The sequence below is a fragment of the Cupriavidus sp. KK10 genome (genome assembly GCF_018223725.1).
Taxonomy (GTDB): domain Bacteria; phylum Pseudomonadota; class Gammaproteobacteria; order Burkholderiales; family Burkholderiaceae; genus Cupriavidus; species Cupriavidus necator.
In genome coordinates, this window is the sequence record NZ_CP073677.1 from 4,296,000 (window position 1) to 4,315,622 (window position 19,623).

Here is a 19,623-nt window from a genome sequence, read left to right on the forward strand (position 1 = left end):
TAGCTGGGCCGTGGTGGGGCAGGGGCGGTGCTGGCGGGTGCTATTCGGGCTTGATGTTGCCGTCCCGGATGACCTTGGCCCATAGCCGGGTCTGCCCGTCGATGAATTGCCGTGCCTGTGCTGGCGGCGCAGCCACGACCTCGCCGCCCAGCTCGGCCACGCGTTGCCGGATCTCGGGGCTGGTCATGACTTTCTGCAGGGCGTCAGCGAGCTTCGCTGCGATCGGGTCCGGCGTTGCGGCGGGCAGGAAAGCCGCGTTCCATTCATAGACCTCGTAGCTCGCCACGCCGGCTTCCTGCATGGTGGGCACGGACGGCAATGCCTGGGTGCGGGCATGGCTGGTCACTGCCAGCGGCTTGAGCTTGCCGGCCTTGATGTGCTGCAGGCTCGACGCCACGTTGGCAAAGAACAGCGGCACCTGGCCGGCGATGACATCGGTCATGGCGGGGCCGCCGCCCTTGTAGGGCACATGCAGTAGGTCGACTCCCGCGCGCTGCTCGAACAGCACGCCCGCCAGATGCTGCGCCGAGCCATTGCCCGAGGACGCAAAGGCGACCGAGCCTGGCTTTTGCCTGGCCATGGCCATGACGTCGCTGACCTTGCTGGCAGGGAAGCTCGCCGTGGCCACCAGCACATTGGGATAGCGCGCCAGCACGCCGACCGGCCGGAAGGCCTTGTCCGGATCGTAGGGCAGGCGCGGATAGAGGCTGGGATTCACCGCATACGAGGAGGCATCGACCATCATCGTGTAGCCGTCCGGCGCCGCCTTGGCGACATAGGCTGCACCGATCTGCCCACCGGCACCCGGGCGGTTCTCGACGATCACGGTCTGGCCCAGCTCGCGCCCGAGACCCGGGGCGATCAGCCGTGCCATCAGGTCCGCGCCGCCGCCCGGCGGATACGTCACCACGATCGTGATGGGGCGTGCCGGCCAGGCCGCGGCGGTGTCGGCGGCCTGCACCAGCGTGGTGGTGGTGATCATGGCAGCGATCGTGGCGGCGATCGCGTGGCGTGCGTGCATGGGTCTGTCTCCTCGGGTGCGGTCCGTCAGCGGACGTCCGCGGTATAGCGAAAGGCAAAGGCGTCGCCCCGCGTCAGCCGGTATTCGATGCAGCTGCCGCCCAGGTCGAAGGCATGCCGGGTCACGACCGCGCACGGGTGCGCATCCGGCAAGTCCAGCAAGGCGGCCTCGTCTGCTGCTAGCGTGCGGAAGGTCACTTCATCAACGGCGCGATGGACCGTAATGCCGCAGGCGCTGCCCAGCAGCGGGTAGAGCAGGTCGCCCCATTGCACCGGCGGGAGTTGCTGCAGGGCCTCGCAGCGCGGCAGCGGCAGCCAGATCGATTCCAGCAGCCGGGGCGTGTCATCCAGCCAGCGGCGGCGTGAAATTGCCAGCCCGCGTGCACCCGTCGGCAGCCCGAAGCGGGTTGCCATGGCCTTGTCCAGGCGCACGGCGCGGCACGACAGGATTTCCGAGCGCGGCACCGCCGGCGCGCCATCGGCGCCGCCGAAGCGGAAAAACCGCATCAGGCTGGCCCCGCTCAGTCCCTTGCGCACGAAGGTGCCCTTGCCCTGCACGCGCTCCAGCAGGCCCTGCTGGACCAGCACGGCGATGGCCTGCCGGATGGTGCCCAGCGCGATGCCGAACTCCTTGGCCAGCGCGCCTTCCGCAGGAATGGCGCTGCCGGGCGCCCACGCGCCCGAAACGATCCTTGCCTGCAGTTCCGCCGCAATCTGGCCGTAGCGGCTCAGGCCCGCGGCGGTGGTTGTAGTCTGGAGCAGCGCGTTGTCTGGCATGCCGAACCCGTGCTAAATTGATGTCAATGCCGATGTCCTCTAGAGGACTAGAATACTGACGCGGGTTCGGATGCCATATCCGGATATACCCGCGCCACTGAGCCGCGCCACGGAGGGACTGACTGATGAGCAAGCGCGCATTGCCGCTGGTGGATACCCACTTCCACGTCTTCGATGCCGGAGTGGCCGCGCCATCGGCCCGCTACCGGCCGCCCTATGCCGCCGACCTGAAGGGCTGGCACGTCCGGCTTGCAGAACTCGGAGAGCTGTATGGGGTAGTGGTGCAGCCCAGCTTTCTCGGCACCGACAATGCGGCGCTGCTGGCCGCGCTGCAGGCCATGCCCGGGCGCTTGCGCGGCGTCGCGGTGGTCGACCCGGAAGTGACGGACCAGGAACTGGCCACATTGCACGGCGCCGGCGTGCGGGGCATCCGCCTGAACCTGTATGGCGATCCGGACTGGCAGCGCATTGCCACCGCGCCGTGGCGCGGGCTGTTCTCCCGGATCGCCGGGCTGGGCTGGCATGTCGAACTCCATACCAGCAACGGCGATGGCGCCATGGTGCTGGCGCAGCTTGACGCGGCCCTTGGCGATGCCGGCGCGCCGGTCGTGCTTGACCACTTTGGCCGGCCCGGCCCCGCAGGAACCGCGGATGCGATCTTCGACGTGGCCACTGCCGTGCGCGCGCGCCGCCAGGTCTGGGTGAAGATCAGCGCGCCGTACCGGCTTGCATCCCCTCAGGACTGGCACGGGCTTGCGCAGCGATGGCGCGAAGTCGTGGGCGATGACCGCTTGCTGTGGGGCAGCGACTGGCCATGGACCAATCACGAGGCGCCGGCTCGGGTCGACGAGTGCCGGATGCTTGCCGCATGGCCGGGACAAGGGGCGTCCGGTGACAGCGAGGAGGCCGGCGCGGCCTTGTCCGCTGCGCTCCGGTGGCGCAACGCCGCAGCGTTGTACGGGTTTGCGGTGAAGGGATAGCGGGCGACTTGCGCCGCCGGCGTCAGTCCAGCGCGAGCACCCCGGGAATCGCCTCCACCAGCAAATCGATCGTCACCCTCAGCTTGTGCGGCAGGAAACGGGTGCGCGGCCACACCAGGTGCAGCGGGGTCCGGATGACGGAGGCTTGCGGCAGTACGCGCACCAGCGTGCCCTGGTCCAGCGGCTGCCGCACCAGCCACAACGGGACATTGACCAGGCCCGCGCCACGTATGGCTGCGGCGGCGATGGTGTCGATATCGTCAAAGCCGAGACGGTGCGCCAGTTCCGGCCGCGCGATATTGCCGTCGGGACCGGCAAGTGACCAGGGCACGGACTCGCCGCCATGCATGTAGACGAGGCAGCGGTGCGAGGCCAGGTCGGCAATGCTGGCCGGCGTGCCATGCTTGCGCAGGTACCCGGGCGCGGCGCAGAGCACCATCGCCTGCATGCCCAGCGGACGTGCCACCAGCATGTCGCTGTCCGGCAGGCGTCCGCTGCGGATGGCCAGGTCGATGCCGTCGTCAGCAAAGTCGACCAGCCGGTCGGTGAAATTCCCTTCCAGCCGCAACTCCGGATGACGGTCCGCCAGCTCCAGCAGCAGCGGCGCCACATGGTGGCGGCCGAACACCACCGGGGCGCTCACGCGAACCCGGCCGGCCGCTTCCCTGCGCCCGGCTTCGAGCATGAGCTGGGCGGCATCCAGGTCTTCCAGCGCCTGGGCACAGCGTTCATAAAAGGCCTGGCCGTCGTCGGTCAGCGCCAGGCTGCGCGTGGTGCGCACGAACAGGCGCGTGCCGACGCGTGCCTCAAGCCGGGCGATGGCCTTGCCGATGGCCGAGCGCGTCAGCCCCAGGCGCGCCGCGGCCTGGGCAAAGCTGCCGGCCTCCGCGGCGGCCACGAAGGCGGAGATCCCGGCCAGCCGGTCATGGGTAATTGGTTCCATAGGATCTACATGGGAAGGACATCGATTGCCCAATGGATCTGTCAGGGAATCAGTATAGTGGGTTCACCGTTTTCAACAGACCGGAGTACCCCATGACGTCCTCCATGCAACGCTGGCAACTGTCCGCTTTCGGCCGCAACAACCTGCGTCGCGTCGACGCGCCCATTCCCGTGCCCGGTCCCGGCGAGGTGCTCGTGCGGGTCCATGCAGTGGCCCTGAACTACCGCGACCTGCTGATCATCCAGGACGGCATGGGCATGCCCGTGCAGCCGCCGCTGGTTCCCGGGTCGGACATGCGCGGCGAGGTGGTGGCGATTGGCGAAGGTGTAGCCGACTTTGCCCCTGGCGACGCCGTGATCAGCACCTTCTTCACCGGCTGGCTCGATGGCGTTCAGCCGCGCCGCAGCATGCCGCTGGGCGTGCCTGGTCCCGGCATGCTTTCGGAGTACGTGGTGCTGGCAGAAGATTCGCTGATGTCGGCCCCGCGCACGCTCGACGCCGCGCAGGCCAGCACCCTGACCTGCGCCGGCCTGACGGCCTGGCAAGCCCTGGCCGAGGCCACGGTGACGCGGCCCGGCGACACCGTCGTGGTGATCGGCACCGGCGGCGTGGCCCTGTTTGCCGTGCAGATCGCCCGCGCACAGGGTGCGCGCGTGATCGTGGTGTCCGGCAGCGACGACAAGCTGGCGCGCGTGCAGGAGCTGGGCGCGGCGCATGGCGTCCATCGCGGCCGCACCGCTGACTGGCCGGCTGCCGTGCGCGAGCTGACCGGCGGCCGCGGTGCCGACCATATGCTGGAACTGGCTGGCGGAGACAACTTCGGCCGGTCGCTGGCCGCGCTGGCGCAGGGCGGCCGGATCTCGGTGATCGGCAACCTTCAGGGCGATGAGCTGCGCGCCAGCGTCTATCCGGTGCTGCATGGCCGCGTGACCGTGCAGGGGATCGGCGTGTCGCACCGGCGCGCGCTGCAGGACCTGGTGCGTGCCGTGGACTGGCTGGGGCTGCGCCCGGTGATCGAGCGCGAGTATGACTTCGGGGACTTGCCCGCGGCGCTCGACCACCTGGAACGCGGGGCCTTCGGCAAGGTGGTGGTGCGGCTGCGCTGAGGCGCGGGCCGGACTGCTATTTGCGAGCCTTGCCGCGCGCGCTCTTTTTGGCCGCGGCGGCGCGCGCCGCTTCTTTCTCGGCCGCCGCCGCTGCGCCCAACTGCTCCAGCCAGGACATGCCCTCGACATAGGACAGGAAATGCCGCAGGTATTCCGGCGAGGTCTCGCGCATCAGCGACAGCGAACGATGCACGAGATGGTCGGTATTGAGCGGCCCGGCATTCTCCGGCACGCGTTCCAGCGACAGGCGGAAGTGCTGCTCGACGCTGACCCTGGCCCAGGTTTCGCGGAAGTAGTCGGCCAGGGCATCGACCAGCGGCGCGTTGGACTGGGGGGCGTGTGCCGGCACCGGCGCGGGCGACCGTGCATCGTTCGAGGCGACCGCGACGGCGGGCCTGGCGCGCGCGGTGATGTCGTGCACGAGTGCGCCAAGCGCGCTGGCTGTCGGGCTGGACGTTGGCGTGGACGGCGCGCCACCATCGGCAATATCGCTATCGTTGCCTGTGTACCGCTGCACGATGGCTGCATACGCGGCGGCCAGACCTCGCAGGCGCTCATCCAGCAAGCCCCGCACCGCGCCACTGTGTCCGGCGCAGCGACGGGCCAGCGCCTCCATCAGGCGGAAGCGCACGGGATCGGCCTGGTCGGCGCCGCTGGCCTGCCAGGCGTCCAGTTGCGCGCGGATATCGGCTGCCACGTCGAGGCTAGCCATGCGGCTTCACCGTGCCCGCGGTCACGCGCGGCACCGGCGAGATCTCCACGCGCCGGTTCTTCGCGCGGCCCTCGGCATCGGCATTCGGTGTCACAGGCTGCTGCGAACCGAAGGCGGCCGAGAACACCGAGGTGGGCGGGATGCCGGCATCGATCAGGGTGCGGGTCACGGTCAGCGCGCGCTGCGCCGACAGCTCCCAGTTGTCGGCAAAGCGGCGATTGCCTTCGCGCACCTGCTGGTCGTCGGTAAAGCCGCTCACCATCAGGATCTCGTCGCGGCTGCGCAGGTAGGCTGACAACGGTTGCGCCAGGCTTTTCAGCAGATCGCGGCCGTCAGGTTGCAGCTGGTCTGAGTTGAGCGCAAACAGCACGTTGCCGCTGATGCCGATGCGCCCGTTCACCAGCGTCACGCGGCCGGCCGCCAGCGGCCCCGCCAGCGCCTTTTCCAGCGTCTCGCGGCGCTGTGCTTCCTCCTGCCGCTGCTTCACCTCGGCTTCCAGCCTGGCCGACAGTTCCATCTGCACGCCGATGACCCCCAGCAGGACCAGCACGAACGCGCCCAGCAGGACCGACATCAGGTCGCCAAAGACCGCCCACGCGGGAACGGTCGGCTCAACGCCGGCGTCAAGGTCCTCTCTCATGCCGCCTCTGCGCTGGGCGCTTGCTGGCCGGCGCGCTGCTGCAGGTCCTCAAGGATCTGCTTTTGCGACAGCATGCTCAGGTCGACGACTTCGCGCGCCTGCGCCACGTAGTAGGCCAGTTGCTCGTCGCTGCGCGTCATCGACTTGTCCAGCGCGACCTCGATGCGCTGCAGGTGGTCGATCAGCTTGCCGTTGGATTCGCTGAACAGCTGCACCGCCACGCCAAAGGCCTCGCCCAGGCTCGCGACTTCGACCGCGCTGCCGGTGACCTGCGCGGCGATGTCGGTGAGCTTGCCGGTTTCGGATTCGACCTTGTCGGTAAAGCGCGTGCCGACGCGGTCCAGCAGGTCCGCCGTGGTGGCGACCAGGGTGTCGACCACGCTGCGCTGCTCAGTGGAGGCATGATTCACGGCATCGAGCAGCGTGCCCAGCGTTTCCAGCATGCGGCTGCGTTCTTCCAGCATGGCGTTGTCGCGCGCCATGCCGTCGGTGAGCTTCTCGCGCAGTTCCGCGATGACCTCCGCGGCGGCCTTGGGCGCTTCGGATGCGGCCTGCATCAGGTGGGCAACTTCGGCGATGGTGCCGGTGGCCTGGGCCTGCGCCTGGGCTGCCATGTCGCGCGCGGTGACGGCCAGCGTCTCGCAGATTTCCTGCTGGCGGCTGACGGTGTGTGCGCTGGCCTGTTCCCATTCCTGGCGCAGCGATGCGGCCATGGTGCCGAGCGTATCGGTCCAGGCAGCCATGCGTTGCGCGTCCTGCGATGCCAGTTCCGCCTGCAATGTGGTGGCGGCCTTGGGTGCCTCGGCCGCGGCTTGCACCAGGCGGTCGATTTCGGCGAGGGTGGTGCTGGCATGCGCCTGCGTCTCGGTCGAGATCGCGCGCGCGGTCTGCGCCAGCGCCTCGCAGATCTCCTGCTGGCGGGTGGCGGCGTGCGTGCTGGCCTGTTCCCACTGCTGGCGCAGCGTGGCGGCGATGGTGCCGAGCGTATCGGTCCAGCTGGCAAAGCGCTGTTCATCGCGCGCAGCCAGCTCGGCCTGCAGCGCAACGGCCGCCTTCGGGGCGTCCGCTGCAGCCTGCACCAGACGGTCGATCTCAGCGAGGGTGCGACTGGCATGCGCCTGGGTCTGGGTCGAGATGTCGCGCACGCTCTGCGCCAGCGTCGTGCTGATCTCGTCCTGGCGGCTTACCGTATGCGCGTTCAGCTGTTCCCACTCCTGGCGCAACGCGGCCGTCATAGTGCCGAGCGTATCGGTCCAGGCGGCGAAGCGCTGTGCATCGCGCGAAGCCAGTTCCGCCTGCAGCGCGACGGCCGCCTTCGGCGCGTCCGACGCGGCTTGCACCAGGCGGTCGATTTCCGCGAGGGTCTGGCTGGCATGCGCCTGGGTCTGGGCCGAGATCTCGCGCACGCTCTGCGCCAGCGTCGTGCTGATCTCGTCCTGGCGGCTTACCGTATGCGCGTTCAGTTGCTCCCACTCCTGCCGCAACGCGGCCGTCATGGTGCCGAGCGTGTCGGTCCAGGCGGCGAAGCGCTGTGCATCGCGCGAAGCCAGTTCCGCCTGCAGCGCGACGGCCGCCTTCGGCGCGTCCGAAGCGGCTTGCACCAAGCGGTCGATCTCCGCAAGGGTCTGGCTGGCATGCGCCTGGGTCTGGGCCGAGATCTCGCGCACGCTCTGCGCCAGCGTCGTGCTGATCTCGTCCTGGCGGCTTACCGTGTGGGCGTTCAGTTGCTCCAACTCCTGGCGCAAGCCAGCCGTCATGGTGCCGAGAGTATCGGCCCAGGCCGACAGGCGCTGCGCGTCGTGCGCGGCCAGTTGCGTCTGCAGCCCGGCATGCGACTCGCCCACGGTGCGCACCAGTGTCGCAGCCTGTTCGCCGATCGCGACCGCGGCGGCCGTCAGGGCCTGCTGGTTGTCGCTGGCGAGCTTCTCGCCGGTACGCTCCTGGCGCGACAGCGCCTCGCGCCATGCGTCGGCAGCGCTGGCGGCAGCCGTGTCGAGACGGGTGGCGACACCGTCCAGCAGCCCGGCCGAACGTTGTTCGAAGGTCTGGGCAAAGCCCTCGAGGGACGTGCGCAGGTCCGCTGCCAGTGCCTCGCTCGCGCGTTGATGCCCGGCCAGCGCCTGGTTCCACGTATCCGCGACGCCCGCGGTGGCGCTCTCGAAGCGGCTCGATACCCCATCCAGATGCTGTTGCACGGCGTGGGTCACGGTGTCGCGCAAGGCCGTGGTTTCGCGTGCCAGGCCCGCCATGGTCGCGTCCACCGCAGGCTGGATCGCTGCGCTTGAGGCGCGGGCGCTGTCGGCAATGCTGTCCTTCAGCGATTGCTCCACCGAAGACGCCAGGCGCGTGTAGACCACTTCGGTCTTGCCGTGGAAGGCGTCCTGGCTGGCGGCCAGGCGCTCGGTCAGGGCCTGGTTCTGTTCCGCCATCGTGGTCATCATGGCCTGCATGCGCTCGACCAGTGCCGGCATCACGTCGGCTTGGCGCTGCAGCAGCCGGAACGCTTCATCACGCTGGTGGCCGCGCGAGTAGGGGCGCAGCGTGGTGGCGATGCGGGCGTCCAGCGCCTGCGCGGCCTGGATCCGCTCGCCCCGGCACAATGCCGACAACAGCCCCAGCATCGCGGACGTGGCCACGCCCGCGACCGAGGTGCCGAACGCAAAGCCCAGGCCCTTGACCGGTGCGGCCAGCGAGGCGCGGATGGCCTGCAGGTCGGTGGCGGTCTCCAGCGCGATGCCGGTGCCGCGCAGGGTCGCCACCATGCCCAGGAACGTGCCCAGCATGCCCAGCAGCACCAGCAGCCCGACCAGGTAGGGTGTCAGCGCGGGGCCGGGCAGGCCGACGCGCTCGCCTTCCACGCGCAGGCGGGCGCTGTCGCGCAGGCTGGGATGCAGCCGTTCCAGCCAGCTGCCAAGGCTGGCCGGCGCTTCGGACAGGCTGGCGACGGCTTGCGCCAGCGTGGCGGTGGCCTGCCGGTAGCGGTACAGCTCAAACGCCCCCGCCAGGTAGCAGCCGCCGATCAGCAGCGTCACGGCCAGCGCCAGGAAGTTCGTGCCTGCATAGCCGGCGGCGATCCAGCACACGATGGCCAGGCCCGCCAGGAAAGCGACAATATGGGTAAGGTATCGGGTCATGATGTTCTGGTTAGCTGTCTTGCAGCGCCGCCAGCAAGCCTTCAAGGGGCTGCCAGCGGATGTCGAGTTCGGCGAGCAATACGCTCTGCATATCCTTGCGGAATACCCCCAGCCATGCACCGGGCCTGGCCGTTGCGGGCTGTCCCGCGGCTTGGGCTTCGGCCAGCGCCGCGGCTTCGGCCTGGCGCAGGCGCTGGAAATGCGGCTCCAGCATCGTCGGCAAGGCGCCCAGCAGGCTCTGTTCGCGCGCGCCCAGCACGCGCTCCATCACGGCATCGACCATGGCCAGCTTGGCCATGCCGGGTGCGTGGCCGGACAACGCGCCGCGCAGGCGCCCGCGCAGGTCGCCGATCGCGGTCTCCATGGTCTGTTGCAGCGTCAGGTAGCGCTGGCGATAGACCGCGTAGTCGACCTGCGCATCCACGGGGTCGGGCAGCGCGGACGGCCGGGCCGGCCCGCGCCGCTTGCCGGCAAGCGTGGTGTCTTCCACGATGGCATCGGCAAGCGCGGCGCGCACGCGCGCGCATTCCCGTGCCTCAGTGCTGTCGGCAGCACGTGCGGCAGGCGGCGCTGCCGGCGCATTGGCCTTCAGCGCCGATGACAGCGCGATCGCATCCGCCCAGCCAAGCCATTGGCTCAGCTGGCTCGAGAGCGAGCTCGCAGGAGGAGGGGCATCGGCGTCAGTCAGGCGAGCCAGCAGGCGGACGAGCGTCGGGCCGCTGAAACCTGTGCGCCGGGGCACTTGTAACATTGCGCCGGATTCGAAAAATCCAGCAGTTTACACGCCCGGGCGGCGGCGCGGCCGATATCGGCCAGCGCTTGACTACCCGCATTTGAGGCATTGCCCTGCGCATGGACGGCAGGCAGTTGGTGTGCCGCCGGTGCGCCTACGGCGGTAGGGTGCCAATTGCAGGCATTCCGATGCAACATCAGTCCCCCTGTGAAACGCGATTTCAAGGGGAAGACATGAAGACCAAACTGCATCGCCTGAAAGTCCTGAGCGCAGTCCTCTGCGTGACCCTGGCCGCCTGCGGCGGGGGCGGTGACGGCAACGGCGGCGGCAGCGGCTCGTCGGGCGGCACTGGCAACAGCGGCAATACCAGCGGCACTGGTGGCACGGGTGGTACTGGTGGCACGGGCGGCACCGGCGGCAGCACCGCCACCAGGACGGTGATGTTCGAGGCCACGCCCGTGACCGGGACCAGCGCCGAGTTCCTGACCCAGCTGAATGGGCAGGGTGCACGTGGCTTCCGTTTCGTCAGCGGCTTCTATTTCCTCGGGAACCCGGCAGGTTCCGAGCAGAAAGGCGTCTACGTCAAGGACGCGCAGACAACCTATAGCTATGAGCTGCCGCAGGAACCGGGCGGCGCCGATGTCCAGGCGTGGGTCACCGCGTACGAGGCCTGGCTGAACAGCCATGGCGCGCGTGGCTTCGTCTGGGGCGGGCCCTACATGGTGGGCGGCCAGATCCATGCGCTGATGCGCAAGGACAACGGGTCGTCGTCGACTTTCTCGTACAAGGTTGTGGTGGTGGACACCAATGCCAGCCTGTCGGCCTTTGTGCAGAACCAGGCCAACCCGTTGGGCGCGGACGGCTACTACCTGGCGGTCCCCGCGTACCTGGGCCCGTTCGGCGTGAGCAGCACCGTAGCCATCTTCCGCAAGGACCTGCAGGGCAGCGCCCGCTATGGCTATGAGGTCCTGTCCAATCCGGCCAGCGACGGCGATCTCGTCGCCCAGATCAACACGGAGGGTGTGCGCGGCTATCGGTTCAAGGTGCCGTTCGTCAGCGGCGGCACGCAGGTCAACCTCTATGAGAAGGACCTGTCGCAGTCCAGCACCTTCCGCTTCTACGACTTCGCGTCGCAGCAGACCAGCGCGGGCTTCCTGACCCAGGCCAACGCCGAAGGGCAGAAGGGCTCTAGCCTGATGGGCGCCTATGGGTTGCCGAGCGGCACCATCCGGGACTTCTACTTCGAGCCGGCCAACTGCACCGGCTTCCTCTGCGATACGCGCAGCCTGTTCGGCCTGTAAGCGCCTGGCGCCGGGGTTTTCCCCCGGCACCGGCGTGCCCATGTGCAGTCAAGGTAATACAATCCACCTGACCAGGCGACGAGACCAATCGACAAGACCATACGCGCGAACCGGGGTGGGAAATCAATGACACGAAGTCAAGGCGCCGCAGAGAACAACAACGACGACAACATCGACGACAGCGGGTGCCGTAACTATGCCATCGTGGTGGATGACCACCCGCTGATGGCGCGCGGCATTGCCGGCTACCTTGCGGCGCATTGCGGGTTTGACGCTGCCCTGCATGCAGCCGATGCGAAGGAGTGCGCGGCGTTGACGGAGCGGGAGGGATGCCCGGCGCTGCTGGTGGTGGATTTCTGGCTGCCGGACGGCACCGCTGTCGGGGTGCTGCGTGAAGCCGCGGCGCGCCTGCCCGCCTGCAAGCTGCTGGTGATGAGCGCCGACGACGATGCGCGCGTTTGCATCAAGGCGCGCGAGGCCGGCGCGCACGGCTTTATCCTGAAGAACGAGCCCCCGGAGGTCTTCGCCACGGCGGTAGCGTCGCTGCGCCGGGGGCGGCGCTGGTTCCAGCAGGCGGGGCCGCCGTCGGCGCGGCGCGAGTTGCCGCTGGAGCCCAGCGAACTGGGCCTGACCGCGCGCCAGGCCGAGGTGCTTGGCATGATGCTGCGCGGCCTGCCGAACAAGCGCATCGCCCTGACCCTGTCGGTGTCGGAGCAGACCGTCAAGGAGCACGTCACCGCGATCCTCGGCAAGCTCGGCGTGCGCAACCGGATCGAGGCCATCGCCCTGCTGCACGGCCGCAGGCTGGAATCTTGAAGAAGGCCCTCGCCCGGCTGCTGGGCTTGTCGCGCCCGGATGCGGATGCCGACATCAGCCCGCGCGCGCGCGCGCGGCTGCTGGACATGACGTTCGGGCGCCTGGTGTTCAGCGTCAATGCGATTCCGTTCGTAGGGTTGCCTTTCGTCATTTGGCTGTATGTCCAGCAGCTGGACGGCGGCGCGCTGCTGGCCTGGACGCTGGGGTATGGCGTCGCGGCGGTGTGGATGCAGTTGCGGTTCCGTCGCTACAAGCAAGAGCGGGAAGACGATGACGCCCTGGTCCGGCGCTGGTTGCCGTTTGTGCAGCACGTGGCGCTGGTGCACGGCTTCTGCCTGTCGCTGGCCGCCGTCCTGACGGCCAGCCTGGGGGGCTTCGACTTCAAGCTGCTGCTGTATATCAGTATCGCCGCCATCGTGGCGGCCAATGCCACGCACCAGACGCCGATCCTCGGTGTATTCCAGCGCTTCTTCGTTGCCTGCTGGACCTTGCAGATCGTCAACACCCCGCGCAGCTTCCCCGAGCACTGGCCGTTCGTGCTGCCGCTGGCGCTGCTGTATGCGCTGGCCATCTACCGGCACGCGCTGATCGCCAACCAGTTTTTCCGGCAGCAGGTCCGGCTGGAGGATGACGGCATCCGCCTGGCCGAGCGCTACCGGCTGGCCAAGGAAGAGGCCGAGAAGGCCCTGCACGCCAAGAACCTGTTTCTCACCACCGCCAGCCACGACTTGCGCCAGCCCGTGCATGCCATGGGCTTCCTGATCGAAGCCATTGCGCGGCGCAACCGCGACCCGGCCCTGATCCCGCCGCTGGAAGACCTGCGGCGCAGCGTGCGCTCGGTGCACCTGATGTTCAATTCACTGCTCGATCTCTCCAGGATCGAAGGCGGCATTGCCAGCCCGCGCAATACCGCGGTGGCGTTTGCGCCGTTGGTCGAAGAGGTGGCGTCGCTGTTCCGGGAAGAGGCGCGCAGCCGCGGCCTGGACCTGCGCGTGCGCCTGCCCGCAGGCGCCGCCGCGGTGCTGGCCGATCCCGCACTGCTGCGCCAGTCGCTGGTCAACCTTGTGCACAACGCGCTGCGCTATACGAAGCGCGGCGGGGTGCTGGTGTCCGCGCGGCGGCGCGGCAGCCACTGGCTGCTGGAGGTCTGGGACACCGGCGTGGGAATTGCTAGCGAAGAGAAGGGGCGGGTCTACTCGCCGTTCTATCGCAACGAACATGCGTGGCGCATCGACAGCGCGGGCCATGGCCTGGGCCTGGCCGTGGTGGCGCGCTGCGCCACGCTGATGGGCGCCACCTACGGACTGGACTCGGTGGAGCGCCGCGGCTCCAGGTTCTGGCTGCGCTTTCCTGAAGCGAAGCCGCTGGCCCCGACGGCGATCGAACCGGTCTACGAGCCCGATGGCCTGTCGGCTTCCACCCTGCTGCAGGGCGTCTGCCTGATCGTCGAGGACGACCCGCTGGTGACCGCTGCGTGGACCAGCCTGATGGAGGCCTGGGGCGTGCAGGCGGCGTGCGCGGCGTCGGGGCAGGAAGCCCTGGCACTGGTCGATGCCGGCCTGCAGCCCCAGGCGATCCTGTGCGACCAGCGCCTGCGCTCCGGCGAGAGCGGCTTCGAGGTGCTCAAAGCGCTGTTCGAACGCTGCCCGGACGCAAGCGGCGCCATGGTCAGCGGCGAGTTCGATTCCGAGGCGCTCATGCAGGCCGAGCGCGAAGGCTACCTGGTCCTGCACAAGCCGCTGGAGCCATCGCAGCTGCATGCCTTGCTGTTCCAATGGCTCTGTGCTGCCTGACAGCATAGATGGATGGTTCTGCCTGCGGCTGTGGTGCCACTCAGGCATCTCTGGGGCGAAAGAAGTGTCCAGGTCGACTTTATTCAGATCACCTGAAGAATTTATTTAGTTCACTTTTTTCCACCTCTCAGCGACAGTCTAGCGACCGCAGATCGCGATACTGGAAAGAGAGGGCCCCATGTCTATCTCAAACCGCGCTGTCGCTGCCTCCATGCTGGCCGTTTCCATGTTGGCGGGCCTGGCCGGATGCCATAGCCCGTCGGCCGCGGCGTTGGCTGCGGCGTCGGCTGTCACGTCGCGCCCCGACCCGGCCGCGGTGTCGGAACAGGACATCAACGATGCCTACGTCTACCTGCTGGGCCGGCTGCTAGTCCTGCGCCAGCAGCAAATCGACTTCCAGAAGGAAGGCTTCCAGTGGAACCGGATCATTCATCGCGACGTCGGCGGTGTGTCGTGGGCCAACCCCAATCTGGATGTCGCCTACAGCGAGGCCTGGGTTGCAGTCGACGAAAAGACCTGCACGGTCTTCAGCGTGCCGGCCATCAAGGGGCGCTACTACACCATTCAGTTCCTGAACGGCTGGGGCGAAACCGTCGCCAATATCAACGAGCGCAACTATCCGGACCATCCAAGCGGCGAATTCGCGATGTGCCTGAAGGGCGCCACTGCGGCACTTTCGCCCAACGCCAGGCGCATCGACCTGCCGGCCAAGACCTCACGGGTGCTGGCCCGGGTGGAAATCGGTGCAGACAAGAAGCAGGCCATTGCGCTGCAGCATCAGATCACGACGCGGATCACTGGCACGCCGACGATTGCCCCGGTGCCTGCCACGCCCGCCTTCAGCAATGACAAGCTCCCCGGTGTCGAGGCCTTTGACTCGGCGGTCGTTGCGCTTCGCTCGGAGCCGGACATCAATCCGGGCATGGAGCCCATCCAGGCCAAGGTGCGCGCCGTGAGTGCCGCGGTGGCCAGCAGCCCCGCCGAACGCGCGCGGGTGGACAAGATCATCCGCGAGAAGACGCTGCCGGCGTTCTTCCAGTCGTTCTCCACCGCAGGTACCGTCAGGAACGGCTGGAACCGGCCCGCTACCATTGGCAAGTACGGCAGCGACTACCAGACCCGCACCCGCATCGACCTGGGCGGGATCTGGGCCAACAGCACGGATGAGGTCGTCTATTTCAAGACGGATACAGACGGGACCGGCACCAAGCTCGACGGCGGCAATGTCTACACCATCACCTTCCCGAAGGGCGAGCTGCCTGCCCGCCACGTCAAATACTTCTGGTCGGTGATCGCGGTGGATTCCAGGAACTTCCGCGTGATCCCGAATGCGAAGAACCGGTTCCTGATCAACAAACAGTCCAGGCTGAGCTATGGCACGGACGATTCGCTGACGCTGTACTTCGGGCCTGCCCGTCCGAAGGACGCGCCTGACGGCAACTGGCTGCCCACGCCCAAGGGAAAGAACTACAACCTGACGTTCCGTCTCTATGGGCCGGACCAGCCGGTCCTGTCCGGGGAGTGGTTCCCGGCGCCGCTGGTCAAGCGCAACTGAGCTGCAGGTGCGGACCTGGCGTCCCGTCCCGCAAACATACGGGACAGGACACTAATCCCCCGACACCTCGCAAAACCGCAGCCGGTTCCCGAACGGATCGGCCACCTGCAGCATCCGCCCCCAGCCCACATCCTCAACGCCGGGCCTGGCGTAAGGATAGGCCTTGGCAGACAGCTCCCGCTGCAGCGCATCGATATCCTCCACTGTCACGAACACCGTCGATCCGGGCGTGGCGTCGCCATGGTGCTCGCTCAGGTGCAGCGTCAGGCCGCTGCGCCTGACCTGCGCGTACAGCGGCAAGCCGTCCTCAAACCGATGCTCCCAGTCGAGCGTGAAGCCGAGGAAGTCCAGGTAGAACTCCTTGGCCTTGTCGACCGAGAAGATCCGGAGGATGGGGATGCCGGCAGACAGGTTCATTGTTTTCTGTTCGGTAGTTGCGCAGGAGTGCCAGATCATAACGCCGGCCAGCGGTGATTCGCGCAGCCGGCGCATAAGCATTCGCGACAATCTTCGTTGGCTTTGTGCGGGCCCATGACTAATCTGGCGCTCCTGATGAAATCCCGGAGTACCGTCATGAACCCGACCCACGACTCACGCCGCCGCCTGCTTCTGGCCGCAGCGGGCGCGGCAACTGCCGCCAGTGCGCTGCCAGGCGTCAGCTGGGGGCAGGGCCAGACCGCGCTGCGCATCGGCTACCAGAAGTCCTCCACGCTGATGATCCTGCTGAAATCGCGGCAGACGCTGGAGAAGGCGCTGCCGGCCAAGGGTGTGGCGGTGCAGTGGTACGAATTCACCTCGGGCTTGCCGCTGCTTGAAGCGCTGAACCTCGGCAATATCGACCTGAGCGCCGACGTGGCCGATGCGGTGCCGCCGTTTGCGCTGGCTGCGGGTGCCGCGCTGACCTACTACGCCAGCGAGACGCCTTCGCCGCAGGCACAGGCCATTGTCGTGCGCGGCGATTCGCCGATCCGCGAGGTGGCGCAACTCAAGGGGCAGCGGGTGGCGTTTGCCAAGGGCGCAGGCGCGCACTACCTGGTGCTGGAAGCGCTGGCGCGCGCGGGTCTGTCGATCCGCGATATTGAACCGGCATACCTGAGCCCGGCCGACGCGCGCGCGGCGTTCGAGCGCGGCAGCGTGGCCGCATGGGTGATCTGGGATCCGTTCCTCGCGGCGGTGCAGCGCCAGGCCAATGCGCGCGTGCTGCGCGATGGCGAGGGGCTGGCCAGCTATCGGCGCTTCTACCTGGCGGCGACGCCGTTCGCGCGCGCGCATGCCGAGGTGCTTGAGGTCGTGTTCGATGCGTTGCGCGACGCGGGCGACTGGGTCAAGCGCAATCCGGCCGAGGCAGCGCGCTGGCACGCGCCGCTGATCGGCCTGGATGCGGCCACGGTGGAAGCCGCGAATGCGCGGCGCAGCTACGCGGTGCGCACGGTCGACGCTGCCGCGCTGGCCGAGCAGCAGCGCATCGCCGATGCCTTCACCGCGCCGCAGATCCTGCCGCGCAAGGTAACGATCTCGGCGTCGCCGGTCTGGCGCAAGGCGTAGCCGGCGGGGCGCCGGCTACGCTTACGCGACTTGCTTCGCACAATCCGCCCGGGGGCTCAACGCGAGCCCCGGGGCATGCCGCATCAAACCACTCCCATCTCCGGATCGCTGACCGCGTCCTCGCCGGTCTCCATCCGCCCCGCAAAGCGCCGCGCGAACGACGGGCTGGCCTCGCAGGTCACGACGAAGTCGTACCAGTTGCCGCTGTCGGCCACCGGCCATTCCAGCGTTTCCACCTTGCCCCGCTTCACCCTTTGCGTCCACGGGCCGTCGTCGCGGTAGGCCAGCGCCGTGACGGTGAAGGTCACGTCGGCATCGCTGTCGTTATGCAGCTTCACCTGGATCGTGGGCTTCTTGCACGGGTTGTAGCAGACCTGGATTTCCGTCGACGTGGTCACCGCTTCGTTGATGTCGCCGGAGAACGCGCGGTGATAGCCGTTGGGCCCCAGCACCCACAGGTCGTACTTGCCGCCGTCGGCATTAATGTCCCACGCATCGTCCAGCGTCTTCCCGGCTTCAACCACGTAGCGGCGCGGAATGCGGTCGAGGTGCAGCTTGTCATAGACGTGGAACAGCGCGCCGGCCTGGTTGGTGCTGGCGTTGGCGAACAGCAGGCGCACGGCCTTGGATGCGGCATCGACGCGTGCACTGGTATGCAGTTCGTATGGCAGCTTGCGCGACGGACGCGTGCCGGTGTCCTGCTCCGGCAGCGCGGGCGTGGCCGGCACCGGGATCGCCGGCTGGGTCTGCTGCCAGGCGGTCAGGCTGGTGGCGTCGGCACGGGTGGTGCGGCCGGCCAGCGTGGGCAGGGTCTCGGTGTTGGGCGTGGCAAAGTTGAAGGCGCTGGTCAGGTCGCCGCAGATGGCACGACGGTAGGCACTGATCTGCGGCTCCATCACGCCGAAGCGCGCCTCCAGGAAGCGCAGCACCGAGGTGTGGTCGAACACTTCAGAGTTGACCCAGCCGCCGCGGCTCCACGGCGACACCACCCACATCGGCACGCGCGGGCCGGGGCCGAAGGGCTTGCCGTCCTGCGGCGGCTGCTTGGCCGTGGCGGGCTGGAAGTTGAAGTACTCGTACGCCATCTGCGCGTCGTCGAGGGTCGACTTGCCGGCTAGCGTACCGTCCAGGTTGCGCGACGGCGCGGTCGGCGGCGGGCTGTGGTCGAAGAAGCCGTCGTTCTCGTCGAAGTTAATCAGCAGCACGGTCTTGCTCCAGACCTCGGGCGATGCCGTCAGCGCGTCCAGGATGGCCTGCACGTACCAGCCGCCCTTGGCCGGGCTGGACGGGCCGGGGTGCTCGCTGAACTCGGCCGGCGGGATGATCCACGACACCTCAGGGAGCGTGCCGTTGAGCACGTCGTCACGCAGCGACTGCAGGAAGCCGCCGTCGGGCATGGTGTTGCAGAAGCCCTTGGCCAGCGGGCTGTACTGGTCGTCGATGTCCGGGTTGTAGGGCGGGTTGACGCCGGTGCCGGCGGTGTTGGAGAGCTTGCGCCCGACGGGCATCTTCTCCATCTCTGCGCGCCAGTACCGAAAGCTCATCATCTGGTTGCAGCCATAGTTGTCCGGCACGTTCTGGTAGACCTTCCAGCCCACGCCGGCGGCCTGCAGGCGGTCGGCGTAGGTCTTCCAGGTCCAGCCTTCGGTGGAGGGGCCCACATCCGCGCCCGCGTTGAACTCGTTAATCATCACCGCGACGTTGTCGCCGGTGGGACCATTGCTGCCGGTCCAGTAGAACAGGCGGTTGGGGATGGTGCCGGTGTGCATCGCGCAGTGGTAGGCATCGCACAACGTGAAGGCGTCAGCCAGCGCGCGCTGGAACGGGATCTCGGCGTCATCGTAGTAGCCCATCGACAGCGTCTTCTTGGCCACCGGCCAGCGGTCCATGCGGCCGTGGTCCCACGCGGCCTGCGCATCGGGCCAGGTGTGCGGCGTGCCGCCGGCACGCTGCGCGTTGCCCTGGGTTTCGTCGAGATGGTAGGGCGTCAGGAGATTGCCGTTGGCATCGGTCTGGTAGAACGCGTTCTTGCCATTGGGCAACGGGATCGCGAAGCGGTCACCGTAGCCGCGCACGCCCTTGAAGGTGCCGAAGTAGTTGTCGAACGAGCGGTTCTCCAGCATCACCATCACGACGTGCTTGACGTCCTGGATGGTGCCGGTGGCGTTGTTGGCCTCGATGGCGATCGCGCGGCGGATGCTGGGCGGAAAGCTGGCCAGCACCGCGGCGGCGGCGCCGGTGCCGAGGCTGGTCTTCAGGAACTGTCTTTTTGACGGGTTGAAGGTCATGGCTGTGGCTGGGTCGGTCTGTCGCTGGATCGAAAAAGGGCCCGCATCACGGGGCGCAACGCGTGGTGCAGGTGCCGGGCCGGTCAGGCTTGCCTGGCTGGTCCGGCTTGTTGCCATTGGCGGCGGTGGGCTGGAGGGTGCTGCCGCTCGCGCCCGGCGAGTCGTCGCCGCCGCAGGCGGTAAGCATCAGTGCGAGGGTGAGGGTGCCGGCCGCCAGCCATGGCCGGGCGGAACGCGACAGCAATGAAGGTCTCATTTGTGCATGCCCTGTAGTCGTTGA

At 68.0% G+C, this 19,623-nt stretch carries 17 protein-coding genes; 7 read left to right on the forward strand and 10 right to left on the reverse strand.

All coding sequences use genetic code 11. The features are described from left to right. Positions 1–40 precede the first annotated feature (40 nt). Together KB879_RS20035 and KB879_RS20040 are read right to left on the reverse strand one after the other, a co-directional pair. Positions 41–1,021, reverse strand: coding sequence for a tripartite tricarboxylate transporter substrate binding protein (locus tag KB879_RS20035; RefSeq protein WP_013952159.1), 981 nt, complete (start codon positions 1,019–1,021; stop codon positions 41–43). Positions 1,022–1,047: 26 nt separating this feature from the next. Continuing rightward, the gene (locus KB879_RS20040) at positions 1,048–1,797 is read right to left on the reverse strand and encodes a GntR family transcriptional regulator (protein ID WP_035828325.1); all 750 of its coding nucleotides are present in this window, start codon (positions 1,795–1,797) and stop codon (positions 1,048–1,050) included. A gap of 125 nt (positions 1,798–1,922) precedes the next feature. Here KB879_RS20040 and KB879_RS20045 point away from each other — a divergent pair, with 125 nt between their 5' ends. After that, positions 1,923–2,777 carry an amidohydrolase gene (locus tag KB879_RS20045; protein ID WP_211979663.1) on the forward strand — a complete coding sequence of 285 codons (855 nt, stop codon included), beginning with the start codon at positions 1,923–1,925 and terminating at the stop codon, positions 2,775–2,777. 22 nt (positions 2,778–2,799) lie between these two features. Here KB879_RS20045 and KB879_RS20050 read toward each other — a convergent pair whose 3' ends face one another. Further along, positions 2,800–3,720 carry a LysR family transcriptional regulator gene (locus KB879_RS20050; protein ID WP_211979664.1) on the reverse strand — a complete coding sequence of 307 codons (921 nt, stop codon included), beginning with the start codon at positions 3,718–3,720 and terminating at the stop codon, positions 2,800–2,802. Between the two features lie 92 nt (positions 3,721–3,812). Here KB879_RS20050 and KB879_RS20055 point away from each other — a divergent pair, with 92 nt between their 5' ends. Continuing rightward, on the forward strand, positions 3,813–4,826 hold the full coding sequence (locus KB879_RS20055) for an NAD(P)-dependent alcohol dehydrogenase (RefSeq protein WP_211979665.1): 1,014 nt from the start codon (positions 3,813–3,815) through the stop codon (positions 4,824–4,826). A 16-nt stretch (positions 4,827–4,842) separates the two neighbouring features. Here KB879_RS20055 and KB879_RS20060 read toward each other — a convergent pair whose 3' ends face one another. From KB879_RS20060 to KB879_RS20075, 4 genes are read right to left on the reverse strand one after another with little or no spacing between them, the layout of a single operon-like run. Then, positions 4,843–5,538 (reverse strand): DUF2894 domain-containing protein, encoded by a 696-nt coding sequence (locus tag KB879_RS20060; RefSeq protein WP_013952164.1) that lies wholly within the window; start codon positions 5,536–5,538, stop codon positions 4,843–4,845. Continuing rightward, entirely contained in the window at positions 5,531–6,178 is a 648-nt protein-coding gene (locus KB879_RS20065) for an OmpA family protein (protein WP_013952165.1), read from the reverse strand. The genes KB879_RS20060 and KB879_RS20065 overlap by 8 nt, the downstream gene beginning before the upstream one ends. Next, entirely contained in the window at positions 6,175–9,312 is a 3,138-nt protein-coding gene (locus KB879_RS20070; protein WP_211979666.1) for a DUF802 domain-containing protein, read from the reverse strand. The genes KB879_RS20065 and KB879_RS20070 overlap by 4 nt, the downstream gene beginning before the upstream one ends. Positions 9,313–9,322: 10 nt before the next feature. Next, positions 9,323–10,063, reverse strand: coding sequence for a DUF3348 domain-containing protein (locus tag KB879_RS20075; RefSeq protein WP_013952167.1), 741 nt, complete (start codon positions 10,061–10,063; stop codon positions 9,323–9,325). A gap of 215 nt (positions 10,064–10,278) precedes the next feature. Here KB879_RS20075 and KB879_RS20080 point away from each other — a divergent pair, with 215 nt between their 5' ends. From KB879_RS20080 to KB879_RS20095, 4 genes are all read left to right on the forward strand, one after another. After that, positions 10,279–11,346 (forward strand): hypothetical protein, encoded by a 1,068-nt coding sequence (locus tag KB879_RS20080; RefSeq protein ID WP_211979667.1) that lies wholly within the window; start codon positions 10,279–10,281, stop codon positions 11,344–11,346. 126 nt (positions 11,347–11,472) lie between these two features. Next, positions 11,473–12,162 carry a response regulator transcription factor gene (locus KB879_RS20085; RefSeq protein WP_013952169.1) on the forward strand — a complete coding sequence of 230 codons (690 nt, stop codon included), beginning with the start codon at positions 11,473–11,475 and terminating at the stop codon, positions 12,160–12,162. Then, positions 12,159–13,955: a hybrid sensor histidine kinase/response regulator gene (locus KB879_RS20090; RefSeq protein WP_013952170.1), complete on the forward strand. Its 1,797-nt coding sequence runs from the start codon at positions 12,159–12,161 to the stop codon at positions 13,953–13,955. The genes KB879_RS20085 and KB879_RS20090 overlap by 4 nt, the downstream gene beginning before the upstream one ends. 178 nt (positions 13,956–14,133) lie before the next feature. Beyond that, positions 14,134–15,510, forward strand: a complete 1,377-nt coding sequence (locus tag KB879_RS20095) for a DUF1214 domain-containing protein (RefSeq protein WP_013952171.1) — start codon at positions 14,134–14,136, stop codon at positions 15,508–15,510. A gap of 51 nt (positions 15,511–15,561) precedes the next feature. Here KB879_RS20095 and KB879_RS20100 read toward each other — a convergent pair whose 3' ends face one another. Next, the gene (locus KB879_RS20100; RefSeq protein ID WP_035816304.1) at positions 15,562–15,927 is read right to left on the reverse strand and encodes a glyoxalase superfamily protein; all 366 of its coding nucleotides are present in this window, start codon (positions 15,925–15,927) and stop codon (positions 15,562–15,564) included. 156 nt (positions 15,928–16,083) lie between these two features. On the opposite strand from KB879_RS20100, the gene KB879_RS20105 reads away from it, so the two are divergent. After that, positions 16,084–17,055 (forward strand): aliphatic sulfonate ABC transporter substrate-binding protein, encoded by a 972-nt coding sequence (locus tag KB879_RS20105; RefSeq protein ID WP_211979668.1) that lies wholly within the window; start codon positions 16,084–16,086, stop codon positions 17,053–17,055. Positions 17,056–17,138: 83 nt separating this feature from the next. Here the strand turns inward: KB879_RS20105 and KB879_RS20110 are convergent, their stop codons facing one another. Next, a complete protein-coding gene (locus KB879_RS20110) occupies positions 17,139–19,343 on the reverse strand; it encodes a phosphocholine-specific phospholipase C (protein WP_211979669.1) in 2,205 nt (734 codons plus the stop codon). A 46-nt stretch (positions 19,344–19,389) separates the two neighbouring features. After that, entirely contained in the window at positions 19,390–19,587 is a 198-nt protein-coding gene (locus KB879_RS20115) for a hypothetical protein (RefSeq protein WP_148271645.1), read from the reverse strand. Between the last annotated feature and the right edge of the window lie 36 nt (positions 19,588–19,623).